18 protein-coding genes are annotated in these 23,190 nt (G+C 69.6%); 12 read left to right on the forward strand and 6 right to left on the reverse strand.

Annotated elements, in window-relative coordinates; all coding sequences use genetic code 11:
• Positions 1-133 precede the first annotated feature (133 nt).
• Entirely contained in the window at positions 134-1,123 is a 990-nt protein-coding gene (galE, locus tag BKH20_RS10610) for a UDP-glucose 4-epimerase GalE (RefSeq protein WP_075391037.1), read from the forward strand.
• 91 nt (positions 1,124-1,214) lie between these two features.
• Here the strand turns inward: galE and BKH20_RS10615 are convergent, their stop codons facing one another.
• Both BKH20_RS10615 and BKH20_RS10620 read right to left on the reverse strand, forming a co-directional pair.
• Positions 1,215-2,696 carry an LCP family protein gene (locus BKH20_RS10615; RefSeq protein WP_256693144.1) on the reverse strand — a complete coding sequence of 494 codons (1,482 nt, stop codon included), beginning with the start codon at positions 2,694-2,696 and terminating at the stop codon, positions 1,215-1,217.
• A gap of 15 nt (positions 2,697-2,711) precedes the next feature.
• Positions 2,712-3,986, reverse strand: coding sequence for an LCP family protein (locus BKH20_RS10620; RefSeq protein WP_075391053.1), 1,275 nt, complete (start codon positions 3,984-3,986; stop codon positions 2,712-2,714).
• Positions 3,987-4,105: 119 nt separating this feature from the next.
• Between BKH20_RS10620 and BKH20_RS10625 the strand changes: the two genes are divergently transcribed.
• Positions 4,106-5,059 carry a glycosyltransferase gene (locus BKH20_RS10625; RefSeq protein WP_081381694.1) on the forward strand — a complete coding sequence of 318 codons (954 nt, stop codon included), beginning with the start codon at positions 4,106-4,108 and terminating at the stop codon, positions 5,057-5,059.
• Between the two features lie 34 nt (positions 5,060-5,093).
• On the opposite strand, the gene BKH20_RS10630 is transcribed toward BKH20_RS10625, so the two are convergent.
• Positions 5,094-5,507 carry a DUF2304 domain-containing protein gene (locus tag BKH20_RS10630; protein ID WP_070660387.1) on the reverse strand — a complete coding sequence of 138 codons (414 nt, stop codon included), beginning with the start codon at positions 5,505-5,507 and terminating at the stop codon, positions 5,094-5,096.
• A gap of 23 nt (positions 5,508-5,530) precedes the next feature.
• Positions 5,531-6,247: a glycosyltransferase family 2 protein gene (locus BKH20_RS10635; protein ID WP_070660417.1), complete on the reverse strand. Its 717-nt coding sequence runs from the start codon at positions 6,245-6,247 to the stop codon at positions 5,531-5,533.
• Positions 6,248-6,499: 252 nt separating this feature from the next.
• Between BKH20_RS10635 and BKH20_RS10640 the strand changes: the two genes are divergently transcribed.
• The 5 genes from BKH20_RS10640 (at position 6,500) to BKH20_RS10660 (ending at position 12,037) form a co-directional block, all read left to right on the forward strand.
• Positions 6,500-7,156 (forward strand): acyltransferase, encoded by a 657-nt coding sequence (locus tag BKH20_RS10640; RefSeq protein WP_070660385.1) that lies wholly within the window; start codon positions 6,500-6,502, stop codon positions 7,154-7,156.
• Positions 7,156-8,289, forward strand: a complete 1,134-nt coding sequence (locus BKH20_RS10645; protein WP_075391040.1) for a DegT/DnrJ/EryC1/StrS family aminotransferase — start codon at positions 7,156-7,158, stop codon at positions 8,287-8,289. Before BKH20_RS10640 ends, BKH20_RS10645 begins: the two co-directional genes overlap by 1 nt.
• A gap of 1 nt (position 8,290) precedes the next feature.
• Positions 8,291-9,358 (forward strand): Gfo/Idh/MocA family protein, encoded by a 1,068-nt coding sequence (locus BKH20_RS10650; RefSeq protein ID WP_075391041.1) that lies wholly within the window; start codon positions 8,291-8,293, stop codon positions 9,356-9,358.
• A gap of 89 nt (positions 9,359-9,447) precedes the next feature.
• The gene (locus BKH20_RS10655) at positions 9,448-10,746 is read left to right on the forward strand and encodes a lipopolysaccharide biosynthesis protein (RefSeq protein WP_256693147.1); all 1,299 of its coding nucleotides are present in this window, start codon (positions 9,448-9,450) and stop codon (positions 10,744-10,746) included.
• On the forward strand, positions 10,712-12,037 hold the full coding sequence (locus BKH20_RS10660; RefSeq protein ID WP_075391043.1) for a glycosyltransferase: 1,326 nt from the start codon (positions 10,712-10,714) through the stop codon (positions 12,035-12,037). Before BKH20_RS10655 ends, BKH20_RS10660 begins: the two co-directional genes overlap by 35 nt.
• A 63-nt stretch (positions 12,038-12,100) precedes the next feature.
• Here the strand turns inward: BKH20_RS10660 and BKH20_RS10665 are convergent, their stop codons facing one another.
• Both BKH20_RS10665 and BKH20_RS10670 read right to left on the reverse strand, forming a co-directional pair.
• On the reverse strand, positions 12,101-13,219 hold the full coding sequence (locus tag BKH20_RS10665; RefSeq protein WP_075391044.1) for a glycosyltransferase family 4 protein: 1,119 nt from the start codon (positions 13,217-13,219) through the stop codon (positions 12,101-12,103).
• Between the two features lie 12 nt (positions 13,220-13,231).
• Complete coding sequence (locus BKH20_RS10670) at positions 13,232-14,899, reverse strand: asparagine synthase-related protein (protein ID WP_081381696.1); 1,668 nt, start codon at positions 14,897-14,899, stop codon at positions 13,232-13,234.
• Positions 14,900-15,197: 298 nt separating this feature from the next.
• Between BKH20_RS10670 and BKH20_RS10675 the strand changes: the two genes are divergently transcribed.
• From BKH20_RS10675 to BKH20_RS10695, 5 genes are all read left to right on the forward strand, one after another.
• A complete protein-coding gene (locus tag BKH20_RS10675; RefSeq protein ID WP_256693145.1) occupies positions 15,198-16,415 on the forward strand; it encodes a glycosyltransferase family protein in 1,218 nt (405 codons plus the stop codon).
• Positions 16,408-17,655, forward strand: a complete 1,248-nt coding sequence (locus tag BKH20_RS10680; protein ID WP_218638162.1) for a glycosyltransferase family 4 protein — start codon at positions 16,408-16,410, stop codon at positions 17,653-17,655. Before BKH20_RS10675 ends, BKH20_RS10680 begins: the two co-directional genes overlap by 8 nt.
• Complete coding sequence (locus tag BKH20_RS10685; RefSeq protein WP_143224997.1) at positions 17,652-19,649, forward strand: DUF6541 family protein; 1,998 nt, start codon at positions 17,652-17,654, stop codon at positions 19,647-19,649. Before BKH20_RS10680 ends, BKH20_RS10685 begins: the two co-directional genes overlap by 4 nt.
• A gap of 121 nt (positions 19,650-19,770) precedes the next feature.
• Positions 19,771-21,075 carry a nucleotide sugar dehydrogenase gene (locus BKH20_RS10690; RefSeq protein ID WP_075391047.1) on the forward strand — a complete coding sequence of 435 codons (1,305 nt, stop codon included), beginning with the start codon at positions 19,771-19,773 and terminating at the stop codon, positions 21,073-21,075.
• A 31-nt stretch (positions 21,076-21,106) separates the two neighbouring features.
• Complete coding sequence (locus tag BKH20_RS10695) at positions 21,107-23,173, forward strand: DUF6541 family protein (RefSeq protein WP_075391048.1); 2,067 nt, start codon at positions 21,107-21,109, stop codon at positions 23,171-23,173.
• Positions 23,174-23,190: the final 17 nt, after the last annotated feature.

The raw sequence follows: 23,190 nt of genomic DNA on the forward strand, positions 1-23,190 counted from the left end.
CCCAATCGGTGTCTCAGATGTCATGACATCCGAAACTCTCAGAAGTCATGAGACAGCACGGTGCAATGAGACGACGCGTTGATTCAACGTTCGTTTCTGTTCGTTTCTGAGCGAGCGTGGGTAGACTGGGGGCATGAGCATTCTCGTTGCTGGAGGCGCCGGCTACATCGGCGCGCACGTAGTCCGACTTCTCCTCGAGCGCGGGGAGGAGGTCGTCGTCGTCGATGACCTGTCCTACGGGACGCCGGAGCGAGTCAAGGGAGCCTCCCTCGTCGAGCTCGACGTCGCCAGCGGCCAGGCCCCTGAGGCCCTTGCCGAGGTCATGACCTCGCGCGGCGTCACCGCCGTCATCCACTTCGCCGCCCGCAAGCAGGTGGGCGAGTCCGTCGAGCGCCCCGCCTGGTACTACCAGCAGAACATCGGCGGCCTGGCCAACATGCTGCTGGCCATGGAGACGGCTGGTGTTAAGCAGATGATCTTCTCCTCCTCGGCCGCCGTCTACGGCATGCCCCCGGTGGAGGTCGTTCCCGAGGACATCGACTGCCACCCCATCAACCCCTACGGCGAGACCAAGCTCATCGGGGAGTGGATGATGGCCGACGCCGAGAAGGCCTGGGGGCTGCGCTGGGCCGGCCTGCGCTACTTCAACGTCGCCGGTGCCGGCTGGGACGACCTGGGGGACATGGCCACTCTCAACCTCATCCCCATGGTCCTCGACCGCCTCGTCAAGGGCGAGACCCCCAAGATCTTCGGCACCGACTACCCCACCCCCGACGGCACCTGCGTGCGCGACTACATCCACGTCAAGGACCTGGCGGTCGCCCACATCGCCGCCCTGGACTACCTGGCCGGCGGCCAGGAGATGACCGAGCACATCTTCAACGTCGGCACCGGTCAGGGCGCATCGGTGCGCGAGGTCGTCTCCAAGGTCATTGCCTCCACGGGCCTTGACCTGGAGCCCGAGGAGCTCGCCCGGCGCGCCGGCGACCCGCCCCAGCTCATCGGCAACGCCACCCGCATCGGCGAGGTCCTGGGATGGAAGGCCGAGCACGACCTGGACGACATCGTCGCCTCCTCCTACACCTCCTGGCAGGCCGACCCCAACCGGCCCCACTTCAGCTGAGCGGCCCCAGAACCGGAACGGACCCCCGCAGGCGGCGGGCCGGCACCTCGATCATGAGGTGCCGGCCCTCTCGTCGTGCGGTTCCCCCGTGTCAGGACTGGTTGAAGTCGCTCGCCGTCAGCTTCCCGTCGCGCAGCTTGGAGAAGAAGCTCGGTGCGGTCGTATCTTGCAGTAGCACCGCTTCGCCGATGTCGGCCTCCTCAGGGGAGTAGGCGGAGTCCTCAATGGGCGGGGCCCCGGTCAGGCCGCCGTCAGAGGCGGAGCGGAAGGCCAGGACCATCTGGGCGATGCTCATGGTGCCGGCGCTGCGATCCACCGTGAGGGCGTTCGTGCCGGCGTCGACCAGCGCGTCCTGCCGGGAGAAGGACCAGGCCGTGGACGGCGAGGCCGCCTTGGAGACCACCGCGGAGATGATGGCGCGCTGGCGCTGCCCGCGCCCGACGTCGCCGGTCGGGTCCGACTTGCGCATCCGGGAGTAGGCCAGCGCCTTCGTCCCGTCCACCGTCTGACACGTGCCCTGAGAGGTGTCCCAGACCAGGCCCGAGTCCTCGTCGGCGACGTCGTAGTCCAGGCAGACGTTGACCCCGCCGACGGCGTCAACCATCTGGGACACCCCGGTCATGCCGACCTCCACGTAGTGGTCCACACTCAGTCCGGAGAGCTTCTCCACGGTCTGGACCAGCAGCTTGGGGCCGCCGAAGGAGTAGGCGGCGTTGATCTTGTTCTCCCCGTACTCGGGAATGTCCACGAAGGTGTCGCGCGGCAGAGAGGTCAGGCTCGTCTGCCCGTTCTCCGCCTTGTGCAGCAGCATGACCGAGTCGGCGCGCGCCCCCTCGGTCTCGTCCTGGACGGCGCCCCCGCGCGCGTCCGACCCCACGATGAGCCAGGTCTCGCCCGGCGTGTCCGCCGCCCCGGACAGGGCATCGACGCAGTGGAGCTGGGAGGAGACGTCGTTCCACAGCCAGGCGACCCGCGCTGCGATCAGAGCCAGGGCGACGACGATGACGACGACCGTCCAGCCCGCGATCCGGCGCCACCTCGGGCGGGAGCGCGTTGGCCGCCGCGGCCGCTCGGGTCTGAGCGACGGCCCACCCGCAACAGGCTCCCGTGGGGGCTGCGGGGCCGAGGAACCCGCGGGGTAGGTGCCGCGCCGCACGGGCATCGCCTGAGTGCGCTCCGGTTCGGACGCGCCGCTGCCGACGCCGGCATCCGACTCCAAGGGGACCGCACTCGACCCTGCCCGGGCATGGCTGCCTCGCCTAGACGACTCGGAGGAGCGACGCGGCTGCTGGCCCGCACGCGGGGAGTCGGACTGAGCCGAGGCCGGCTGGTCGCTGTCGTCGCGACCCAGGACCGAGTGCCGCTGGGGGCGGCGGGCGGCGGGCGATGACGGGCGGCGCGGGGAGCCGCCGGCAACGTCAGTGGGCTGGGCGACGGCCTCGCCGCCGGACGCCTCCCCGCGCTCTCGGCTGCGCTGGTTGACAGCATCGATGGGGCGCTGCCTGCGTTGAGGCCTGCCTCTGCCGGAGCCGGGGGTGATCGAGGGCGGGAGTGAGTCGTCTGTCGGATTCACACCACTGATTCTGCCTTAGGCGGGGCAGGCAGGGGTGGTCGGCTTCGTGGCGGGTTGCTGCTGGGGGTTACTCGTATTGGGGGCCTGAGTGGTCGGCGCCGGCGTCGAGGTTGCCTGGGAGGGGTCGGAGGCCTCGGCGGACTCGTCAGTGCTCTCCGAGGTGGAGCTGTCCGCGGTGGCGCTCGAGTCCGACGAGGCCGGGGCCGAGGCGTCGGTGGGGACCGGCTTGTCCTCCTCAAGGGCCTTCCAGACCTTCTTGGCGCCCTCGGCGGGGACCACCTGGTTCGGGTTGTCTGCGGGCTGGTTCGGCATGGTGACGAAGTTGATCTTGTCGACGCCCACGCCCTGGATGGAGTAGGCCAGGCCCGACAGGTTGCCAATCTGACCAATGCGCTCAGAAGTGGTGAGGGTCTCCAGGGTGGAGGTCAGGAAGCCGGACTGCGTCAGGAGGTTGGAGGACAGCGCCTTGGAGGCCATCGCCCTCATGAGGTTCTGCTGACGGGTGATACGGGAGAGATCCGAGCCGTCACTCACCCCGTGCCGGACACGGGCGTACTGCAGAGCGTTCTCGCCGTTCAGCTTCTGACAGCCCTCATCGAGCTTGAAACCGGTGTACTCGGAGTCGTCAATGGCCTCATCGACCTGCACGTGGACGCCGCCGAGGGAGTCGACCACCTTGGACAGGCCTGAGAAGTCGACGACGATGAAGTCGTCGATACGCACGTGCGTCAGCTTCTCCACGGTCTTGAGGGTGCAGGCGGCTCCGGAGGCAACGGCCTTCTTGTCGTCACTGCTGGTGCCGGCCCCGTTGGCGAAGGCGGAGTTGAACGGTGCGTCCTCGCTGGCGTCGGTCTTCCCGCCGTCGAGGGTCGTGCACTCGGGGATGTCGACCAGCGTGTCGCGGGGGATGGACACGGCGTCGACGCGCTTGCGGTCGGCCGAGATGTGCATGACCAGCGCCGTGTCGGAGCGGGCCACGGAGACCTCGTCGTCGCCCTGCGAGCCGTCGACGTTGTTGTTCCCCGCGCGCGAGTCAGTGCCCAGGATCAGGAGGTTGACGGCTCGGCCCTCGTAGCTGTCCGGCGGCTTGGTGCCGGGCCGGTCCTCCTCGGTCAGGAGGCTGTCGATGTTGAACCAGGCGATCCGCGACTGGATGTTGTGCCACGCGAAGCCCGCGGCGGAGACGACGAAGATCGTCACCGCGAGCAGGCTGAGCCCTACTCGCCGGGCCAGGCGGCGTCCGAGTTCCTTGGAGGAGTGTCGCGCATTCGGCTTACTGAACTGAGGCACGGAAGCGATCATAGGGAACGAGAGGGGAGAACCATATGGGCCTCCCAACACCTGTTACATGAGATTTACCCAATGCGGGGTGAAGCCTCTCACACGGGTAACGGGGCTAGGCTCTGTCCGTGACCAGTGTTGCCAAACCCATGCCGACCAGCGCCCCGGCCACTCCCGTCAGTGCTTCGAATCAGGTAGAGGGGCCCTCGGGGGCTCAGGCCCTCGCACCCGATGAGCAGAGCGTGCGAGTGGTGACGGTCGCCTTCAACCCGGGCGAGGAGCTGGAGCGCTTCCTGACCTCCTTGGCCACAGCGACGGCGCGCAGACTCGTCGTCGTCATCGCCGACAACGGCACCGAGCACGACGTCGTCACTGCCGCCGCTGAGCGCCACGGGGCGCGCGTCGTCGGGGACGGCACCAACCTCGGCTACGGGGCAGGCGCCAACCTCGCGGCCGCGGATCTGGAGGAGGACTGGATCGTGGTGGCCAATCCCGACCTCGTCTGGAAACCGGGGAGCCTGGACGTCCTCATCGATGCGGGCCTGGCCAACCCGGCGGCCGGCTGCCTGGGGCCCCTCCTGCTCAACCCCGACGGCACCGTCTACCCCTCCGGGCGCGCCCTGCCCTCCCTGCTCAAGGGCGCCGGGCACGCCGTCCTGGGCAGGATCTGGCCGGCCAACCCCTTCTCGGCTGCCTATCACACCGCCGGACCGGGGGCCTGTGGCGGGACCCGAACGGTGGGATGGCTCTCCGGGGCCTGCCTGCTGCTGCCCGCCGCCGCCTGGAGGCGCCTGGAGGGCTTCGACGACAACTACTTCATGTTCTTCGAGGACGTGGACTTAGGGGAGCGGGTCGGGCGGGCCGGCTGGCTCAACGTGCAGGTGCCGGGCTCCGTCGTCGTCCACGAGCAGGGAGCCAGCTGGAAGGCCCGTCCCGAGAAGATGATCCGGGCGCACCACGCCTCCGCCCGGCACTACCTCAGCGGCGTCTACGACGCCCCGTGGCAGGCGCCGGTGCGCTGGCTGCTGACCGGCGGACTGCGCCTGCGTGAGGAGCTCGAGGTCCGCGCCTCCCGGCCCTGAGGGGAAAGCCCAGTGCACTCCGGGCGCCCAGTCCTCAGTCGTCAGCCTCAGTGCTGAGCCGTGCGGCAGCGGGGGGCTCGGGGGCGTCGTCCAGGGCGATGCGCCGAGCCAGGTGAGTGATCTGCCGCTCTCTGGCGCTGTTGCGTCGGAAGGAGGAGAGGATCTGCGCCAGGAAGGCGATGACCAGGGCGTACAGCAGGAAGTCGGTGCCTCGCCCGACTCCCATCCGGTGCGCGATCGAGCTCATCACCCAGGGGAAGGTGATGTTGAAGACGGCGAAGGCCACGAAGGCCAGGGTGACCAGCCTGCGGGCGGCCATGTGGCGGGCCCCGCCGGGGGTGCGCAGCATCATCCAGCCGACGGCGATCACGGCCAGGATCAGGGCGGCCTGGATGTAGAGGTGGTGGTTCGTGATCGGAGTGGCCTGGGCGGCGAACTGATGAATCATGGGCTGTGCCTTCCGTGCCGGGCTCAGGAGAAGAGCAGGTCGACCAGGATGTTGACCGAGTTCCACAGGGACTGACCCTTGGAGCGGGAGTAGTCGGTGTAGACGATGTGCACCGGGAACTCGCGCCAGGGCATGCCGGTGGCGCCGATCTTGCGAATGATCTCGCTGGCGTGCGCCATCCGGTTCTGCCTGAGGTCGAGCTGCGCCAGGACGTCGCGGCGGATCACCCGCAGGCCGTTGTGGGCGTCGGTCAGGCGCATGCCGGAGGTGTGTGAGCTGACGGCCGCCGCCGTGCGCAGGACGAGCCGCTTGAGCCAGCCCACCGGGGACGGGCCCTCGAGGAAGCGTGAGCCCAGGACGACGGCGAGATCCTCATCGCGCGCCGCGGCGACCATGGCGGCGGCGTCGGCGGGGGAGTGCTGGCCGTCGGCGTCGAAGGTGACGACGTAGTCGGCATTCGTCTTCTCCAGGACGTAGGAGAAGCCCGTCTGCAGCGCTGCTCCCTGGCCGAGGTTGATCGGGTGGCGCACGACGACGGCCCCCGTGGCGGCGGCCTCCCGGGCCGAGGCGTCCTTGGAGCCGTCGTCGACGACAACGACGTAGGGGAAGATGGTGCGAGCCTGGGAGATGACCTCGCGCACGACGGTCGCCTCGTTGTATAGGGGAATGACGAGCCAGGTGTCGGTGACCGGGGGCACCGGGGTGGGTTCCCCGGTCTGCGTTGCGGTGGAGGTAGTCACCACCGCATTCTTGCACGCGGCGATGGGGCGCCAATCCTCTTGCGAGAGGCGGGAGCGGTCGGCGTTGGTGGGGTAGGTCTCCTTCGGGGCGTGCTCAGGCGTCGTCTCATGAGGATCAGTCCCCTAGGATGGGGCCGGTCGTGCAGCGCCGCCGCCTCCGGCGACCGGAGCGGCACGGCTTCCGGCAGCCACTCGGCTGCCCGGACTCATTCGATTGTCAGGGCGGTGCGAGCCGCCCGCACAGGAGTCGCCGTGGCCACCCGCATCGCCCCGTCCGCCGATGTCTCCGAGGAAGCCGTGCTCGGAGAGGGCACCAGCATCTGGCACCTCGCACAGGTCCGTGAGCACGCCGTCCTCGGACGGGACTGCATCGTGGGGCGCGGCGCCTACATCGGCGAGGGCGTTGTCATGGGGGACAGCTGCAAGGTGCAGAACTACGCCCTCGTCTATGAGCCGGCCCGCCTGGCCGACGGGGTCTTCATCGGCCCGGCGGTCACGCTGACCAACGACCACTTCCCCCGGGCCGTCAACCCCGACGGCTCGCTCAAGTCCGCCGCCGACTGGGAGCCCGTGGGAGTCACCATCGAGGAGGGCGCGTCGATCGGCGCTCGCGCCGTGTGCGTCGCCCCGGTGCGTATCGGGGCCTGGGCCACGGTGGCCGCCGGTGCCGTGGTCACCAAGGACGTCCCCGCCCACGCCCTGGTCGCCGGGGTTCCCGCCCGCCGCATCGGCTGGGTCGGGCGCGCCGGCGAGCCCCTCACCCCGGCCGACCCCGGCCCCGACGGCGCCCCGCGCTGGCGCTGCCCCGTCACCGGGACCCTCTACGAGCAGTTCGACGCCGAGCCCGCTGGCGGGCCCGGCACGCAGTCCAGCTCCGAATCCACCACCATCCGAGAGGTCACCCACTGATGCCACGCGAGTTCATCCCAGCAGCCAAGCCGATCATCGGGCAGGAGGAGCGCGACGCCGTCGACGCCGTCCTCGCCTCGGGCATGGTCGTTCAGGGGCCCCAGGTCAAGGCCTTCGAGGAGGAGTTCTCCGCCCAGGTCGTCAACGGCGTCCACTGCGTGGCCGTCAACTCCGGCACCTCGGCTCAGCACGTGGCCACCCTGGCCACTGAGCTCCAGGAGCGCGCCGGAGGGGCCCCGGAGGTCATCGTCCCCTCCTTCACCTTCGCCGCCACCGGAAACTCGGTGGCCATCAGCGGCGCCGTGCCGGTCTTCGCCGACATCGACCCGGTGACCTTCACCCTCGACCCCGCCAGCGTCGAGGCCTCCATCACTGAGCGCACGGCAGCCATCGAGGTGGTCCACCTCTACGGTCTGCCCGCCAACATGCCCGAGATCCTCGCCATCGCCGAGCGCCACGGCCTGGCCGTCTTCGAGGACTGCGCCCAGGCGCACGGCGCCGCCATCGACGGCAAGCCCGTGGGCACCTTCGGGGCCTGGGGCTCCTTCTCCTTCTACCCCACCAAGAACATGACCAGCCTCGAGGGTGGCATGATCACCACGGCCGATGCCGAGCTGGCCCGCCGCTGCCGCCTCATCCGCAACCAGGGCATGGAGCAGCAGTACGCCAACGAGCTGGTGGGCCTCAACAACCGGATGACGGACGTGGCCGCCGCCGTCGGCCGCGTCCAGCTGACCAAGCTGGGCGGCTGGACCGCTACCCGCCAGGCCAACGCCGCGCGCCTCAACGAGCTGCTGGCGGGCGTCGACGGCGTCGTCACCCCCTTCGTCCCCGAGGGCTACACGCACGTCTACCACCAGTACACGATCCGTCTCGAGGGGGCCACGGGCACCGAGCGCGACGCCGTCCAGGCCGCCCTGCGCGAGGAGTGGCAGGTCGGCAGCGGTGTCTACTACCCGATCCCCAACCACCGCCTGGCCTCCCTGGCCCACTACGCCGAGGGCCTTGAGCTGCCCGGCACCGAGAAGGCCGCCCACGAGTGCCTCTCCCTGCCGGTCCACCCCTCCCTGAGCGAGGCGGACCTGGAGCGCATCGGCCAGGCCGTGGCCGCCACCGTCAAGGCAGGTGCCTGAGATGAGCGAGAACGTCGCCTTCGACGGTCAGGCCACCACCGGGCTGCCCGAGGTCCACTACCTGACCGACAAGGGCACGGCGGACAACCCGCTGCGCGTGGGCCTCATCGGCCTGGGCTCCATGGGGCGCCACCACGCCCGGGTCATCCGCGCCACCGAGGGCATGGAGCTCGTGGCCGTGGCCGATCCCGGCGGCGACCGCTTCGGCGTGGCCGGCGAGCTGGCGGTCCTGCCTGATGTTCACGCCCTCATCGACGCCGGACTGGACGCCGCCATGGTGGCCGTCCCCACCGTCTACCACGAGGACGTCGCCCTGGCCCTGGCTGAGGCGGGCGTGCACACCATGGTGGAGAAGCCCATCGCCCACGACGCCGCCGCGGGCCGCCGCGTGGCCGCCGCCTTCGCCGAGCGGGGCCTGGTGGGCGCCGTCGGCTACGTGGAGCGCTGCAACCCCGCCCTGCGGGCCCTGCGCGAGCGCCTCGACGCCGGCGAGCTCGGTGCGGTCTACCAGGTCCTCACCCGTCGCCAGGGCCCCTTCCCGGCCCGCATCAGCGACGTCGGGGTCGTCAAGGACCTGGCCACCCACGACATCGACCTGACCGCCTGGGTCGCCGGCGCCCGCTACACCTCCGTGGCCGCACAGGTCACGCACCGCTCCGGCCGCCAGACCGAGGACATGATGGTGGCCACCGGCCTGCTGGAGGGCGGCATCATCGTCAGCCACCAGGTCAACTGGCTCACGCCCTTCAAGGAGCGCGTCACGATCGTCACCGGGGAGAAGGGCGCCTTCGTGGCGGACACCCTCACCGGGGACCTCACCTTCCACGCCAACGGCACCGTGGCCTCCACCTGGGACCAGGTCGCCGCCTTCCGGGGGGTCAGCGAGGGCGACGTCATCCGCTACGCGATCCCCAAGCGTGAGCCGCTGGCCCTGGAGCAGGAGAACTTCCGCGACGCCGTGCGCGGCGTGGCCCAGCGCCACGTCACCATGGCCGAGGGCGTGGCCACGCTCGGCGTCGTCGAGGCGGTGCTGACCTCGGCGAGCGAGAACCGGACGGTCACTTTGTGAGTGGCTCCGCCAAGGACTCCGCGGGTGATCCTGCGGCGCCCACCTCAGGCGGTTTGATCGGGCGGGTGCGGCAGCGCATATCGGCGCTTCTGGAGTCCTCGCCGTTGCTGGGACACGTGCTGACCCTCATCACCGGGACGGCTGTGGCCCAGGTGGTCAGTTTCGGCATGTCGATCGTGCTGGCGCGCATCTACACGCCTCGCGACATGGGACTGATGGCGATCTACACCTCTGTCGCGGGAATCCTCGTCGCGGTGGCGGCACTGCGCTACGACATGACGATCATGCTCCCCAGGAAGGAGCCCGAGGCCCTGAGCGTGGCCCGCTTGGGAATGGTGTGCATCGCCGTCGTCTCGCTGCTGGCGACGGTGGCGGCCTTCCCCCTGCACGGCTTGGTCACACGGTGGTGGGGGCATGAGGTGGCATTGTGGATGCCCCTGGTGGGCCTGACCACCTTCCTCATGTCGGGGGTGGAGCTGTTCAAGTTCTGGTTCAACCGCTCCAGCAACTACCGCGCCATCGCCATCAACCAGGCCGAGCAGCAGATCGGCGTCAACGTCGGCCAGCTCGGCCTCGGCCTGGTGGGATTGGGGGGGATGGCCGGGCTGATGCTGGGCTTCACCGCCGGCCAGTTCTTCGCCTTCGGAAATCTGGGGCGTCAGGCCAAGGAGCTGTGGCGCCCGCTGCCCAAGGAGGCGCCGTCCCTGAGGTGGGTGGCCCGCCGCTACCGGCGCATGCCGCTGCTCAATGGCCCCAACGCCCTGGCGGACGCCCTGCGCCTCAACGGCATCCAGCTGCTCATCGCGAGCTACTCGGCCTCCGCGCTGGGGCAGTTCCAGATGGCCTGGCGCTACCTGGACGCACCGCTCATCCTCATCAACGGCGCGGTGGCCAAGGTCTTCTTCCAGAAGCTCTCCACGATCGAGCCCGGTCAGATGAGGCCGTTGGTGCGGGTCACCATCAAGCGGGCGGTCCTGATCGGCATCATTCCCTTCGCGCTCATCTACGTGCTCTCGCCGTGGCTCTTCCCGCTGCTTCTCGGAGCCAAGTGGGCCGACTCCGGGAGCTTCGCCAGGGCACTGACCCCGTGGCTGTTCATGCTGCTCATCACTTCGCCGATCTCCAACCTGTTCATCGTCACCGAGCACCAGGACTGGATGCTGGGTTTCGCCCTGCTCTACACCGCTGCGCCCCTGGCCTGGCTGCACTGGTCGCCGCTGGAGGTCATGCCCACCTGCTACGTGCTGGGTGTCATGATGGCGGGGCTGCTGGTGCTCAACACGCTGCTGGCCGACTATGCGGCCAAGCAGTTCGATGCTCATGGGTCCGCCCGGACCGGAAGGAGACACGGACATGACTCGCACGAAGCCGACGTCTCAGATGCCTGAGGCGAGGACGTCCACCGACCCGTCCGGGAGGCAGGGACGGCGCAGCCTGCTCCTGCTCACCGACGCCTTCCCCTACGAGGTGGGGGAGGAGTTCCTCGAGCAGGAGATCGAGACCCTGTGCGCTGCCTACGACGAGGTCGTCATCGTCCCGGTGCGCCTGAGTGAGGGGGCCCGTCAGACCCGCACGCTGCCTGACAACGCCCGTTGCGCCCTGCTGCCCGCCTCACGCCTGCCCGACTGGCGTCTCCACGCGATCCTGCGCGCCCCACAGATCCTGCTGGGCCGGGAGCGGATGGTCGAGACGCCGCCGTGGAAGAGCTTCGGCCGCTTCGGCATGGACGTGCGTTTCGCGGCGATCGCCCTGAGCGCCTATAGCCGGATGCGCCGGCTCCTGCCAAGTCTTGGGTTGGATCAGGGCGGGCACCTGACCATCTACTCCTACTGGTTCTTCACTGGGGCGGCGCTGGGCGGCATGCTGCGGCGTCGCGAGCTGAGGGGACGTCCGGTGAAGGTCGTTTCCCGGGCCCACGCCTATGACGTCGACGAGGCCGACGCACCGCGCGGTTACGTCCCTTCGCGTCGCTTCGTCATGCAGGCCGTGGACCGCGTCTACCCGATCTCCCACTACGCCGCCGGTTTCCTGCACCGGCGCTTTCCCGAGGCCCGCAATATCGAGGTGCGTCGCCTGGGCGTCCCGGCCGCTCCCCGCCACCAACGTCACAGGACTGATCCCTTCCAGCTGGTCTCCTGCTCGCACATGGCCCCCTACAAGCGGGTCCACCTCATCGTGGAGGTCGTCGCCGAGCTGGAGCGACGCGGCCGGAGAGTCTCCTGGACCCACATTGGCGAGTACAACACCGACCGTCTGGAGGCCATGCGCGCTCGGGCCGAGGAGCAGATCGACTCGACCCCGGTGACCTTCACCGGGCACCTCACCAACCAAGAGGTCCGCGAGCTCTATGCCACGACCGACTTCGCCTGTTTCCTCAACTGCTCCGACGGCGAGGGCGTCCCGGTGGCCGTCATGGAGGCCCAGGCGGCGGGAATGCCGGTCGTGGCCACCGCCGCAGGGGGCACCGGCGAGATCGTGCACGATCGCGAGAACGGCCGGCTCATCCCGGTGGATGTCACGGCCGAGCAGGTTGCCGATGCCATCGAGTCGGTCATGGACCTGAGCGACGCCGACTACGCCGCCATGAGCGCAGACGCGCACGCCACCTGGGCGAGGATGTCGGACGCCCAACGCCAGTACCGCGAGTTCGTTGACGGGCTGGTCGCCCTGGAGAACTGAGTCCTCAGGGGTGGTGTCGGTGCTGAACAGCGCCGGGCGGTGTTGGTTAGCCGGTCAGTGTCGTCAGTGCCGGGCGGAGTGCACGGCGATGGCGGCCTCATAGGCGCGTCCGTAGGCGCCCGCCACCTCCTCGGGGGAGAAGGCCCGTGGCAGCGTGTCCTGGATGTCCTGGGCCGTCAGCCCCTCGCAACGGCGCATGACCTCGATGACGGCCCTGGCCCACGTCAGAGGGTCATCCTGGCTGACGATCTCGGCGACGGAGGGGTCCAGGAAGCTCGTATGCGCGCCGCGGTCACTGGTGACCACCGGCCGACCCGCCGCGAGCGCCTCGGCGGCCCCGAGGAAGAAGGTCTCTGCCAGCGTCGGCACGAGGAAGAGGTCGCTGGCGGACAGAACCTCCCCGACGAGGTCGTCGGGCAGCTGACCGGTCAGCTCCAGATCGACGTTCAGGCTCTGGGCGAGAGCGGTGCAGTGCTCGGCCAGCGGGCCGTCGCCCACCCAGGTCAGCCGGGCCGGGACGCCCAGCTCCGCCAGTGCCGCGACCGCTGCGACCGCCAGGTCCGGACGCTTTCGTTCAATCAGTCCCCCGACTCCCACGATCTGCAGGACGTCCCGCCCCAGCTGGACGTCCCGGCGCGGGGTCGGCTCACTGGGTCGAGTCACTTCGTTGGGAACGGTCAGGATCTCGCCGTGAGGGCGGTAGGCCCTCAGGTCGGCGGCGAGCTGGTCGGAGACGGTGGTGACGACGTCGGGCCTGCGCTCCAGGCGCAGCACCACCTGGGCTCCTGCGCGCGCGATCGTGCCGAGAGCGGCCCCGCCATTGGTCAGTCCCGACCAGTGCTCGGTGTGGAGCCACGGCTCGCGCGGCCGGCTCAGAGCGTAGGGCATGAGTGTGGAGATGGCGTGGGTGTGGACGATGTCGCTGCCCGCAGTCAGCGTTCCCAGCGCCCGTCTGGCCGCCAGCACCTCATGAGGGCGCGAGGGCGTCATGGGCAGCCGGATGACCGGCACGCCCATGACGCGGGTACGCCTCGTGCGGTCATCGACGTGAGCGGCAACGAGGTGGACGACCCGGATGTCGTGCCCGGCGGCAGCCATCGAGGCGGCGTGCCGGGCAACGAAGATGCCCAGCCCCGCGGAGACCTCCGTGGGGAACCAGGTGCTGACAATCGTGACATGCATGCGTCCGCTCCCTTACGCCTTCAGCTCTGAGGAGTCCGCGGCCGTCGGCGGGACGTCGACCACGGGCAGATCGGTGAACAGACGGCACCTGCGGCACCAGGTGTCGGTGATGAATGCCCGGGCCCAGAACCCCAGCAGGGTGCGCCCCATCATGAGCTGGACCGCAGCCGCCGGCCGGGAGGCGTCGGTAATGAAGGCGTCGAAGCTCATCGGCGAGTGCAGAGTGGCCCACGATGAGGCCGTGCGTTCGGCCAGGTGCAGCAGGTGCAGGCGGGAGAGCACCGCTTTGAGGCGGGAACGGGTCGTCTTGTTGACCTTCGTCGGGGTGAAGTAGGCCAGGTCGGCCTGTGCGGTCTGCTCCTGGCCGGATGCCCGGGCGGTCGCCTGAGCCCACAGGCGCCCGATGAAGACGGCGTAGAAGTCGCGTGTGGCTGTCAGCCCGACGGCGCCGCGGTGCCAGGCGTTCCAGAACTCCACGTCCAGCATGGGCAGGGCCCACTCCAGGCCCAGGTGCTCGTAGGCGCGTACCGAGTTGTTGATGTACTTGGTCTGTCGCTCGCGGACGTTGTAGGACTCCAGGATGCTCTGCACGTCGCGGGGGCTGCCGGTGAACGGCCGCAGCGCCAGGAAGTTCTTGACCTTCCCTGCCCGGTAGGGGTCTGCCCAGGCCTGGTTCTGCTCGCCCTGGAGCTCCTGGTGGTGGGTGATGATCGCCTTGGCCACCTGGCCGCGAGTGGCGGGGGGCCCGTCGAGCAGCTGCTCGTCGTGCATGTTGCCCACGATCGTGTGCCCCGGCAGCACGATGTCACCGGGACGTACCGTCCCACGTGCCAGGAGGGTGCGCAGGGCCCACCAGTCCTGGATGTGCGGCAGGGCCCCCAGGGTGTAGCCGTCCTTGAGGAAGTCGGCGGCCTCCTGGGTCTGCCAGGCCTCGCGCAGGGCGGCCGGATCGTAGTCCACGGCGTGCCACTCCAGGCCCACGGCCTGGGCCACCTTCCGTGAGATCTCGACCTCCCGGGCGCCGGGCCGCCCATAGGTGAAGGCCACTGTCCGGTCCAGCGCGTCGTGGAGGGTCAGCCAGGCGACCAGCAGGCGCGAGTCCAGCCCGCCCGACAGCGGAACGACGAGCCTGGGGGTGCCCGCTCGCCGGTCCATCTCCGCCAGGACCCGTCCGAGGACGACGTCGAGTGCCTCGCAGAGCAGGCCGGAGAAGTCCTCGGGGTCGACGACTGTGTCCGTCCCCTCGCAGAACCGCGCCACGGAGTGGTTGATCGTGCGCGCTCGACCCGTAGCACGGTCAATGCGCACGACGGTGCCCTGCTCGGTCTGGTGGATGCCGGCCAGCAGTGTGTCGCTGCCGGTGACGAACCCGGCGTCGAGGAACTCCCGGCGGGCCCGGGCGTCAAGTCGTGGAGCGGATACGGCCTCACGCATGAGGGTCGCGTCGTCGCTGACGACCAGTCGCTGTGCGCCGCTCAGCCCGTCCTCAAGGGACCAGAACAGGGGCCATGAGCGCAGACGGTCCTGGGCCAGGACGACCTCGTCGCCGTCGATCCGGATGGCGGCCAGACGGCCCGGGTGGGAGGCGAGGACCTCGGGGTCGGTCGGGTCCGAGCAGTCGTAGTCGGCCCGCACCCACAGGCCGTTGCCGTCGGTCACGGTGTCAGCGGATGTCGTCACCCGGGACCAGTGCGGGCTCCTGAGCCGGAGATCAACCTCGATAGCGCTCACCGTATCCTGCCTTCTCAAACCTGCTGACCAAGGGCGGTTGGTGCGTCCGACCCGTCTGACGGCGCCCAGTGTGTCACAGTTATGACACGTGACGCGGTTGACGCCCGGCGGGCACCAGCGACATGCTGTGGTGGCTGGCAACAGACATGTGTCTCGTCGGTTCGGTCAGGTGTGAGATGCTTTCTGAGCATCCCACGGGGCGGATTGTCCGCCTACGGGGCCAAGGCACAGGACAAGAGGTGACCTCGTGAGCGCAAGCAGCATGGATGGTGGAGGCGGGGCTGTGGCCGGTGCCGGGGCTGGCAGGCTCATGGTCTTCCATACTCCCTTCCCCCTCCAGTCGGGCCGCCTCGCGGCCTCCATCCTGCGGCCCCTTGCGATGCGTCAGGCCTTCACCGACATCGGCTACCGGGTCATGGAGGTCAGCGGATACGCCGCTGAGCGGCGTCAGGTCATGCGACGGGTGCGGGCGGCGATCGCTGCCGGTGACGTGCCGGCTTTCGTCTACGGAGAGAACGCCACCATCCCCAACGCCCTGACCGAGCCCCGTCATCTGCCGCCGCACCCGCTGCTGGACCTGTCGTTCTTCCGCGACTGCCAGCGTGCCGGGGCGCCGGTGGGCATCTTCTACAGGGACATCTACTGGCGTTTCCGCCAGTTCCGGCAAGGGATCAACCCGATCCTGGAGGCCGGTCTCCAAGCGACCTACCGCGGCGAGCTCCTGGCCTACCGACGCCTGGGCATCCACCTCTTCCTGCCCAGTCGGGCCATGGGCCGCCATATTCCCTTCCTCACTCCGGAACGGGCGAGTGCCCTGCCCCCCGGCGCCCCGGCCGTCGAGACCGGGGGCGAGGGCCGCACGGTCGTCGAGTCCCGGGACGCAGCGGAGCTGGACCTCCTGTTCGTCGGCGTTCTGCAGGACAACTACCGACTTGACGCCTGCCTCCAAGCCGTGAGCCAGACCCCTGGAACGCGCGTGACACTGTGCGTGCGCCAGGAGACCTGGGAGGAGACCCGCGAGCACTACGCCCCGCTGCTGCCCGCCGGGCGGGCCGACGTCGTCCACCGCTCCGGCAGCGAGCTCCTTCCGCTCTACGAGCGCGCCGACCTCGGGGTGCTGTTCACCGAACCGAACCCGTACTGGGACTTCGCCGTCCCCTACAAGCTTTACGAGTACCTGGCCCACGAGCTGCCTGTCGTCGCCGTGCGCGGAACCCAGACCGGGCGTCTCGTCCAGGAGATGGGAATCGGGTGGGTCCTCGAGTACGACGCCGAAGCCCTCAGCGCACTGCTGCGTCACCTGCGTGAGGCGCCTGAGGAGATCGAGGCGGTGCGCCGGCGTATGCGCGAGGTCGTACCGAGTCAGACCTGGCAGGCCAGGGCCCGCCAGGTAGCTGAGGAGCTCGCCGGATCCCCTGGAGGACCGGCGAGGCACCAACCCGTGAAGGAGCGCGACCATGGCTGACAACACCGGGAAGTCCGCCCGCAGGCCCCGTGCCGTGATGGTCAGTCGGCTGTTCAGGCCCGAGCCCGCCGCCGCCTCCCTCGCCCTGGGGGCCATCGCCGACGGCCTGGTGCGTGAGGGCTTCGAGGTCACTGTGCTCACCAGTCGGCCCCCCCAGGAGTTCGAGGTCCGCGACGATCCAGGACTGACTGTGCGACGCGCCCCCGTCCTGCGCGACAAGGCCGGCTACGTCCGCGGCTACGTGCAGTACATGTCCTTCGACGTCCCGCTGTTCTTCCGACTGCTCCTGGAGCGCAGGCCGGATGTGGTGATCTGTGAGCCTCCTCCGACGACAGGTGCTGTGGTGCGCGTCGTGTGCGCCCTGCGTCGAGTGCCCTACGCCTACCGGGCGGCCGACCTGTGGTCGGACGCGGTCAAGGAGACCACCGCTCCGCCGGTGGTCAGCGCCGTCCTCACTCGCTTGGAGAACTGGGTGCTCAACGGCGCCTCCACCCTCATGACCGTGCACGAAGGAATGGAGGAACGGCTGGCGGGGCGGGGGATCTCGGCCCGTACCCGTCGGCTGGGCTTCGGCATCGACACCGACGTGTTCACTCCCGAGGGCCGGCGGGTCGATACCACCGGACCGCTGTTCGTGTACGCGGGAACCGCCTCCGAGGTGCACGGGGCGGAGATCTTCGTCGAGGCCTTCAGGGCGCTGCTGCAGCGCGATCCCACGGCCCGCCTGGTCTTCATCGGTCAGGGGGAGTCCTTCGCCGAGATCAGGAGGCAGGCCGAGTCCCTACCTGAGGGTGCCGTCCAGGTCCTCGGGCGCATGTCACCGGAGCAGACCGCGGAGTGGATCCGCTCGTCGGTCGCAACCTTGGCGAGTGTCAAGCCGGGGCCCTACGGCTTCGCCTTTCCGACCAAGGCATTCGCCTCCGCCGCCTGCGGGATCCCGGTCATCTATGCGGGGGCCGGGGACGCGGGCCGCCAGGTGGTCCAGGAGGGTCTCGGTGTCGCAGTGCCCTACGACGCCGACGCGGTGGCCCGGGCCATGGCCGACCTCGCGCTGGATGAGAGGTCTGCTGGTGCCCGTGCAGCCTCCAAGGCCCGTTCGGCTCCGGTCACCTCGGCTGTCCGGTCCTCGGCGCAGCTGCGGACCTGGGCCCTGGAGCACGTGTCCGCCCGCCGCCTGGGACAGGTAGCGGCTGCCATCATCAACGAGATCGTGGCAGAAGGTAGGGCTCGCCGTCGATGACCGCACTTCTTGAATGGGCGCAGTTCCTTCCACTGGTGCTTTCACTGGTGGCGCTGTTCTACGGACCCGGCTACTTCCTGGCGACGATCTTCAACGCCGGCCCGTTCGTGGTCAGGGTCGTGGCCGCACCGGCATGGACCTTCGCCTTCGTGGGGCTCACCAGCGTGCTCATGCACCATTTCGGTGTTGTCTGGAGCAGGTACAGCTATGCCACCGTGCTCCTGCTCCTGGCGGGTGTCGCGGCACTGTGCCGGGCGATCACGTGGCGCTCGCGTCCTGGTGGGATGGAGAGGGTCTGGCGGCGGACCAAGGAGGTGCTGCCCAAGTTTCTGGGCGTGCTGGCGGCGTGGTTGGTGACGATCCTGCCGATCATCAGCGCCATGGGACCGCGTCTCATCATGCAGGGCGGGGACGCCCCCTACCACTACAACCAGATCTGGTTGATGGCGCGCACCGGGAACGCCGACCCGATGTCGGCCAACCAGGGGTTGCTCGGCCTCAGCGACGGACGCTCCTACTACCCCAATGTCTGGCACTCGCTGGGCGCGCTGATCGACTTCCGCTCCCAGTACGCCCTGGTGGCGGGCAACACCCTGCTTCTCATGGCTCCTCTGGTGTGGGTCGCCGGTATCGCGGTCCTGTGCCAGCGCCTGTTCCTCGATAACCCCCGCTCCTGGCTCTGGGCGATCGCGGCGACGTTCCTGCTGCCGGCCTTCCCCCTGCGGCTTGAGCTGGCGGCCGGCATGTGGCCCTACGTCATGGCACTGGCAACCGTTCCGGGCTTTCTGGCCTGGCTCCTGGAGGTGGGCCGCGACTGGCATGTCCCATGGAAGAGATGGCTGGGACGGGTCGCCACCGGAGCCATTCCTCTGGCTGGTCTGGCGATGGCGCACCCGGCCGCCGTCGGCGTCGTCTTCTGGGTCGTTGCGGTGCTCGCGGTCTGGCTGCCCGCGCAGGCGGCAGTCTCGGCGCACGCGCAAGGAGACCGGAGAAGAGCCTGGCTGCTCGCCGCAGCCAGTGCGGCGATCTGCCTGATCACCATCGCCTTCATCGTCTCACCGGGGCCGCAGCAGTCGCAGTTCGGCCGCTACCCCGAGCGCGGTTGGGAGAACCTGGGCCCCAAGCTCCTGGTCATGGCGACTCTGCGCCTCAAGGGCACCGACCTCCATCACTCCTCGAGCGTCATCTACCTGGCGGTCGCGGTCCTGACCGCCATCGGTCTGGGGGTCGCCTGGAAGAGCCGCCAGACCCGGTGGCTGTGTGCGCTGTGGCTGGCATTCATGGGTGTACTGCTGGGAAGCCTGGTCTCCATCCCCGTGCTCACCCACGTGGCCAGTCTTCACTACGTGAACTCCTATCGAGTCGTGGGCACCTGCACGCTCACGACTGCCCCTTTGCTGGCGCTGGCGATGTCCCACCTGGTCGAGAGGCCAGCGGCGCGTCTGAGGCTCCCCCTGGGCTGGAGCGCCGTCACCGTCGTCGCCCTGATCGTCTCGCTGACGACCATGATGCTGTGGCCGATCATGCGCAGCGACCTCCACGACGCCGTGTGGCCGGCCAGGCTCAAGGAGCCGCGTTACAGTTTTGATGCCGACGAGCTGGCGTTGATGACGCGCCTGCGGGTGGAGATCCCGCCCGAGCAGCTGGTCACGGGCGACCCCGCCTCGGGAATGGCCTTCCTGCCCGCGGTGTCCGACATCAAGGTGACCTCCTACTACATGGGGCGGTCCTTCTCCGACCCCGACGGCGAGTACCTCGCCCAGCACTTCTCGGATATTCGTACCGATCCCAAGGTGTGCGGCATTGTGCGCAAGCACCGCATCCACTACTTCTACGCGGACCGGGACACCAGGTTCAACGGCGTCCCCAACTCCAGGTTGCGTCCTGGCTTCTACAACGTCGACCTCTCCGAGGGCTTCACCCTCATCGATCATGGCGGCTCCGCAGCTGTCTACCGGATCGACCTGTGCTGGACACCCGACGGGAAACCGTGAGGGACGACGCCCGGTCACCGCACCGCGCTCCCCGCGCCGCCCCCTGCTGACGTGATCTCTCACGACGACGAACGAGTATGGTTGACTAGCCACTCTCGAAGCCACGGAAGGACCAACTCGCATGCGCATCGCCGTTGTCGCCCTGGGCAAGATCGGACTGCCCCTGGCCGTCCAGTACGCAGACAAAGGCCACGAGGTCATCGGGGTCGACGTCAACCCCGCCGTCGTCGAGGCCGTCAACGCCGGGACCGAGCCCTTCCCCGGCGAGGCCCACCTGGCCGAGAAGCTCGCCGCCCTGAGCCCCGCCACCGGCAACGGCGCCCTGCGCGCCACCACCGACTACGCCGAGGCCATCCCCGAGGCCGACGCGATCGTGCTGGTCGTGCCGCTGTTCGTCAACGACGCCACCTGGGAGCCGGACTTCGCCTGGATGGACGACGCCACCCGCTCCCTGGCCACCCACCTGACCCCCGACACCCTCATCTCCTACGAGACCACCCTGCCCGTGGGCACGCTGCGGGGCCGCTTCAAGCCCATGATCGAAAAGATCAGCGGTCTGAAGGAGGGCGTCGACTTCCACCTCGTCTTCAGCCCCGAGCGCGTCCTCACCGGCCGCGTCTTCGCTGACCTGCGCCGCTACCCCAAGCTCGTGGGCGGTCTGGACGAGGCCGGCACCCAGGCCGGCATCGCCTTCTACGAGTCCGTCCTCGACTTCGACGAGCGCGACGACCTGCCCCGCCCCAACGGTGTGTGGGACATGGGCACCGCCGAGGCCGCCGAGATGGCCAAGCTCGCCGAGACCACCTACCGCGACGTCAACATCGGCCTGGCCAACCAGTTCGCCGTCTACGCGGACAAGGCCGGCTTCGACATCGAGCGCGTCATCGAGGCCTGCAACTCCCAGCCCTACTCCCACATCCACCGCCCCGGCATCGCGGTGGGCGGGCACTGCATCCCGGTCTACCCGCGCCTGTACCTGTCCACCGACCCCGACGCCTCCGTGGTGCGCACCGCCCGCACCTTCAACGCCACCATGCCCGCCTACGTGGTGGGCCGGGCCGCCGAGGTGCTCGGTTCGCTCAAGGGTCTGCGCGTCGTCGTGCTGGGAGCCTCCTACCGCGGCAAGGTCAAGGAGACCGCCTTCTCCGGAGTCTTCCCCACCGTGGAGGCCCTGCGCGAGGCCGGCGCCGAGGTCCTCGTCCACGACCCCATGTACACCGACGAGGAACTGGCCGGCTTCGGCTGGACCCCCTACCACCTGGGGGAGCAGGTCGACGTCGCCATCGTCCAGGCAGACCACCCCGAGTACCGCGAGCTTGCTCCCGCCGACCTGCCCGGGCTGCGCCTCCTGCTGGACGGGCGCCGCGCCACCGACGCCGCCAAGTGGGCCGGTGTGCCGCGCCTGACCATCGGCGGAGGCAAGTGACCCCGGGGGCCTTCTGAGACCAGCAGTAGGAATGGCTGCGAGCGTGGCTGCGGGGCTGAACGGAGACTCCGGCTTGAGCCTGGCGGCCGCCACGCTCGTCGTGGCCTGCCTGCTGCTCGTGCCCGGCTGGGTCATCGGACGAGCCGCCCGTCTGGGGGCGCTGCCGTCCCTGGCGGTGGCCCCGGCCATCGGCTCGGCGCTCATCGGGGTCGCGGAGATCCTCACCCGCGCCCTGGCGCTGACGTGGCGTCCCTGGGGCTGGGTGGTCATCGCCGCCCTGAGCGTCGGCTCAACCCTTCTCATGCACCTGCTCGCCGGCCCTGCGGCGGGGCCAGAGTGTCAGAGGACGCCATGGAGCCGGGCCGAGCAGATGATCCTGGCCGGTGGTCTGACCGTGGCCGTCGTCGTGCCGGCTGGAGTGATCCTGTCCAGTCTGCCGGGCCCCGACTACCCCGCGCAGGCCTTCGATGCGACCTTCCACCTCAACGCGGTGGCGGCCATCCGAGAAGGGGGCAACGCCTCCATGCTGGGGGGACTGTCGTCCCTCTACTCGGGCCGCGCCATCTACTACCCCACCGTGTGGCACGGGGCTGTGGCGCTGGCGCCGGGCGGCCCGGTCTCGGCCAGTACCGCCGGGATCCTGGCTCTGACTGCCGTGATCTGGCCGCTGAGCCTTCTGGGACTACTGGTCCGGGTCACCGGCCTCGACTCCGCCTCCGGCTCGGTCGGTGACGGTGCCGACCGGCGGCAACAGGTGTGCTCGGTCGCCGCAGTGCTCGCGCTCAGCGCTGGGCTCGTGGGTTTTCCTTTGCTGCTCATGACCTCGCTGGCGGTGTGGCCCTATGCCCTGAGCGTCCTGGGGCTCCCTGGCGCCCTCGTGCTCTACGACCAGCTGCGTGAAGGCGCCGTATCGAGGCGCCTTCACCTGACATGGGTCCTTCTCATGCTGGCCGTCGCCGGAGGCGTGGTGGCCGCGCATGGCACCGGTCTGTTCAACCTGGCGATCCTTACCCTGCCTTTCCTGGCCGACGTCGTCGCCTCCTTGTGGCGCCGCAGCGCCGGCAGGAGGGGCGGCCAAGCCCTCCTGGTGGCAGGGGCGGCCGGGACGCTGCTGGCCCTGGCCACGGGGGCCTGGCTCATGCGCGGTTCCCTGGCCTCCGTCCTGGGCTACGAGCGTCCTGCCGGGGGAGTGGCCGGCGCCGTGGCGACCCTGGGTCAGGCGCTCATCGACCTGCCGATGTACGGGTCGGTCCCCGGAGCCACCGTGCCCATCGGGGTCGTGTTTGGCCTGCTCACCCTGGGGTCGGCGTGGTGGGCGCGCTCGCGGCGAGACCAGCGCCCCTGGCTTGTCATGTGGCTGCTGGCGCTGGCCCTCCTGGTCCTGACAGGGGGGCCGCAGTGGGTGGGTCGGCAGCTCGGCTCACCCTGGTACCTGCAGAAGGCCCGAATCCTCCCTCTGGCCATCCTGCCCTCTCTGATCCTCGTGGCCCAGGGCGGTGCCGGGCAGCCCGGGCAACGACTGTGGGCGGTGCTGCGCCGGACGGCCTCGCGACTGGGCGAAGTGCGGCCGGGGCGGACGGCGGCCGCCATGATGGTCGCGCTCGTGCTCCTGCCGGTGGCGGCGCGAGTCCCCGTGGAGCGCGCCCTCGTCGCCTCGGTCTACGATCCGCAGCGCATTCAGTACGGGACCCTGCTCACCGAGGACGCCATCACACTCATTCAGCGCTCCCGGAGCCGGCTGCCCGACGACGCCGTCGTCCTGGGGGCGCCGTCGAGGGGGGCCGCCCACCTGTGGTCCCTGGGCGGGGTGCACGTCGTCTACCCGATGCGCGCCGCGGCTGCACCGGGCACCCCGGAGGCCTCCCTCGCCTCAGCCTGGCCCGCCCTGGGGCAGAAGGACTCCCAGACCTGCGCACTCCTCAACCAGCTGGGCGTGCGCTACTTCTACAGCAGCTCGGATGCGACGGCCTCGGGCTCGGTCACTGGCGCCGCCCCCCTGCGGTGGGACGCGAGCCTGACCCAGGTCCCCACCGAGGGGCTCGAGCTCATCGACTCCGAGGGCAGCACCTCCCTGTGGCGCATCACGGCCTGCGGCTGATACGGCTGACGGTCCCC

It is taken from the genome of Actinomyces oris (genome assembly GCF_001937445.1).
In the GTDB taxonomy this organism is placed as follows: domain Bacteria; phylum Actinomycetota; class Actinomycetes; order Actinomycetales; family Actinomycetaceae; genus Actinomyces; species Actinomyces acetigenes.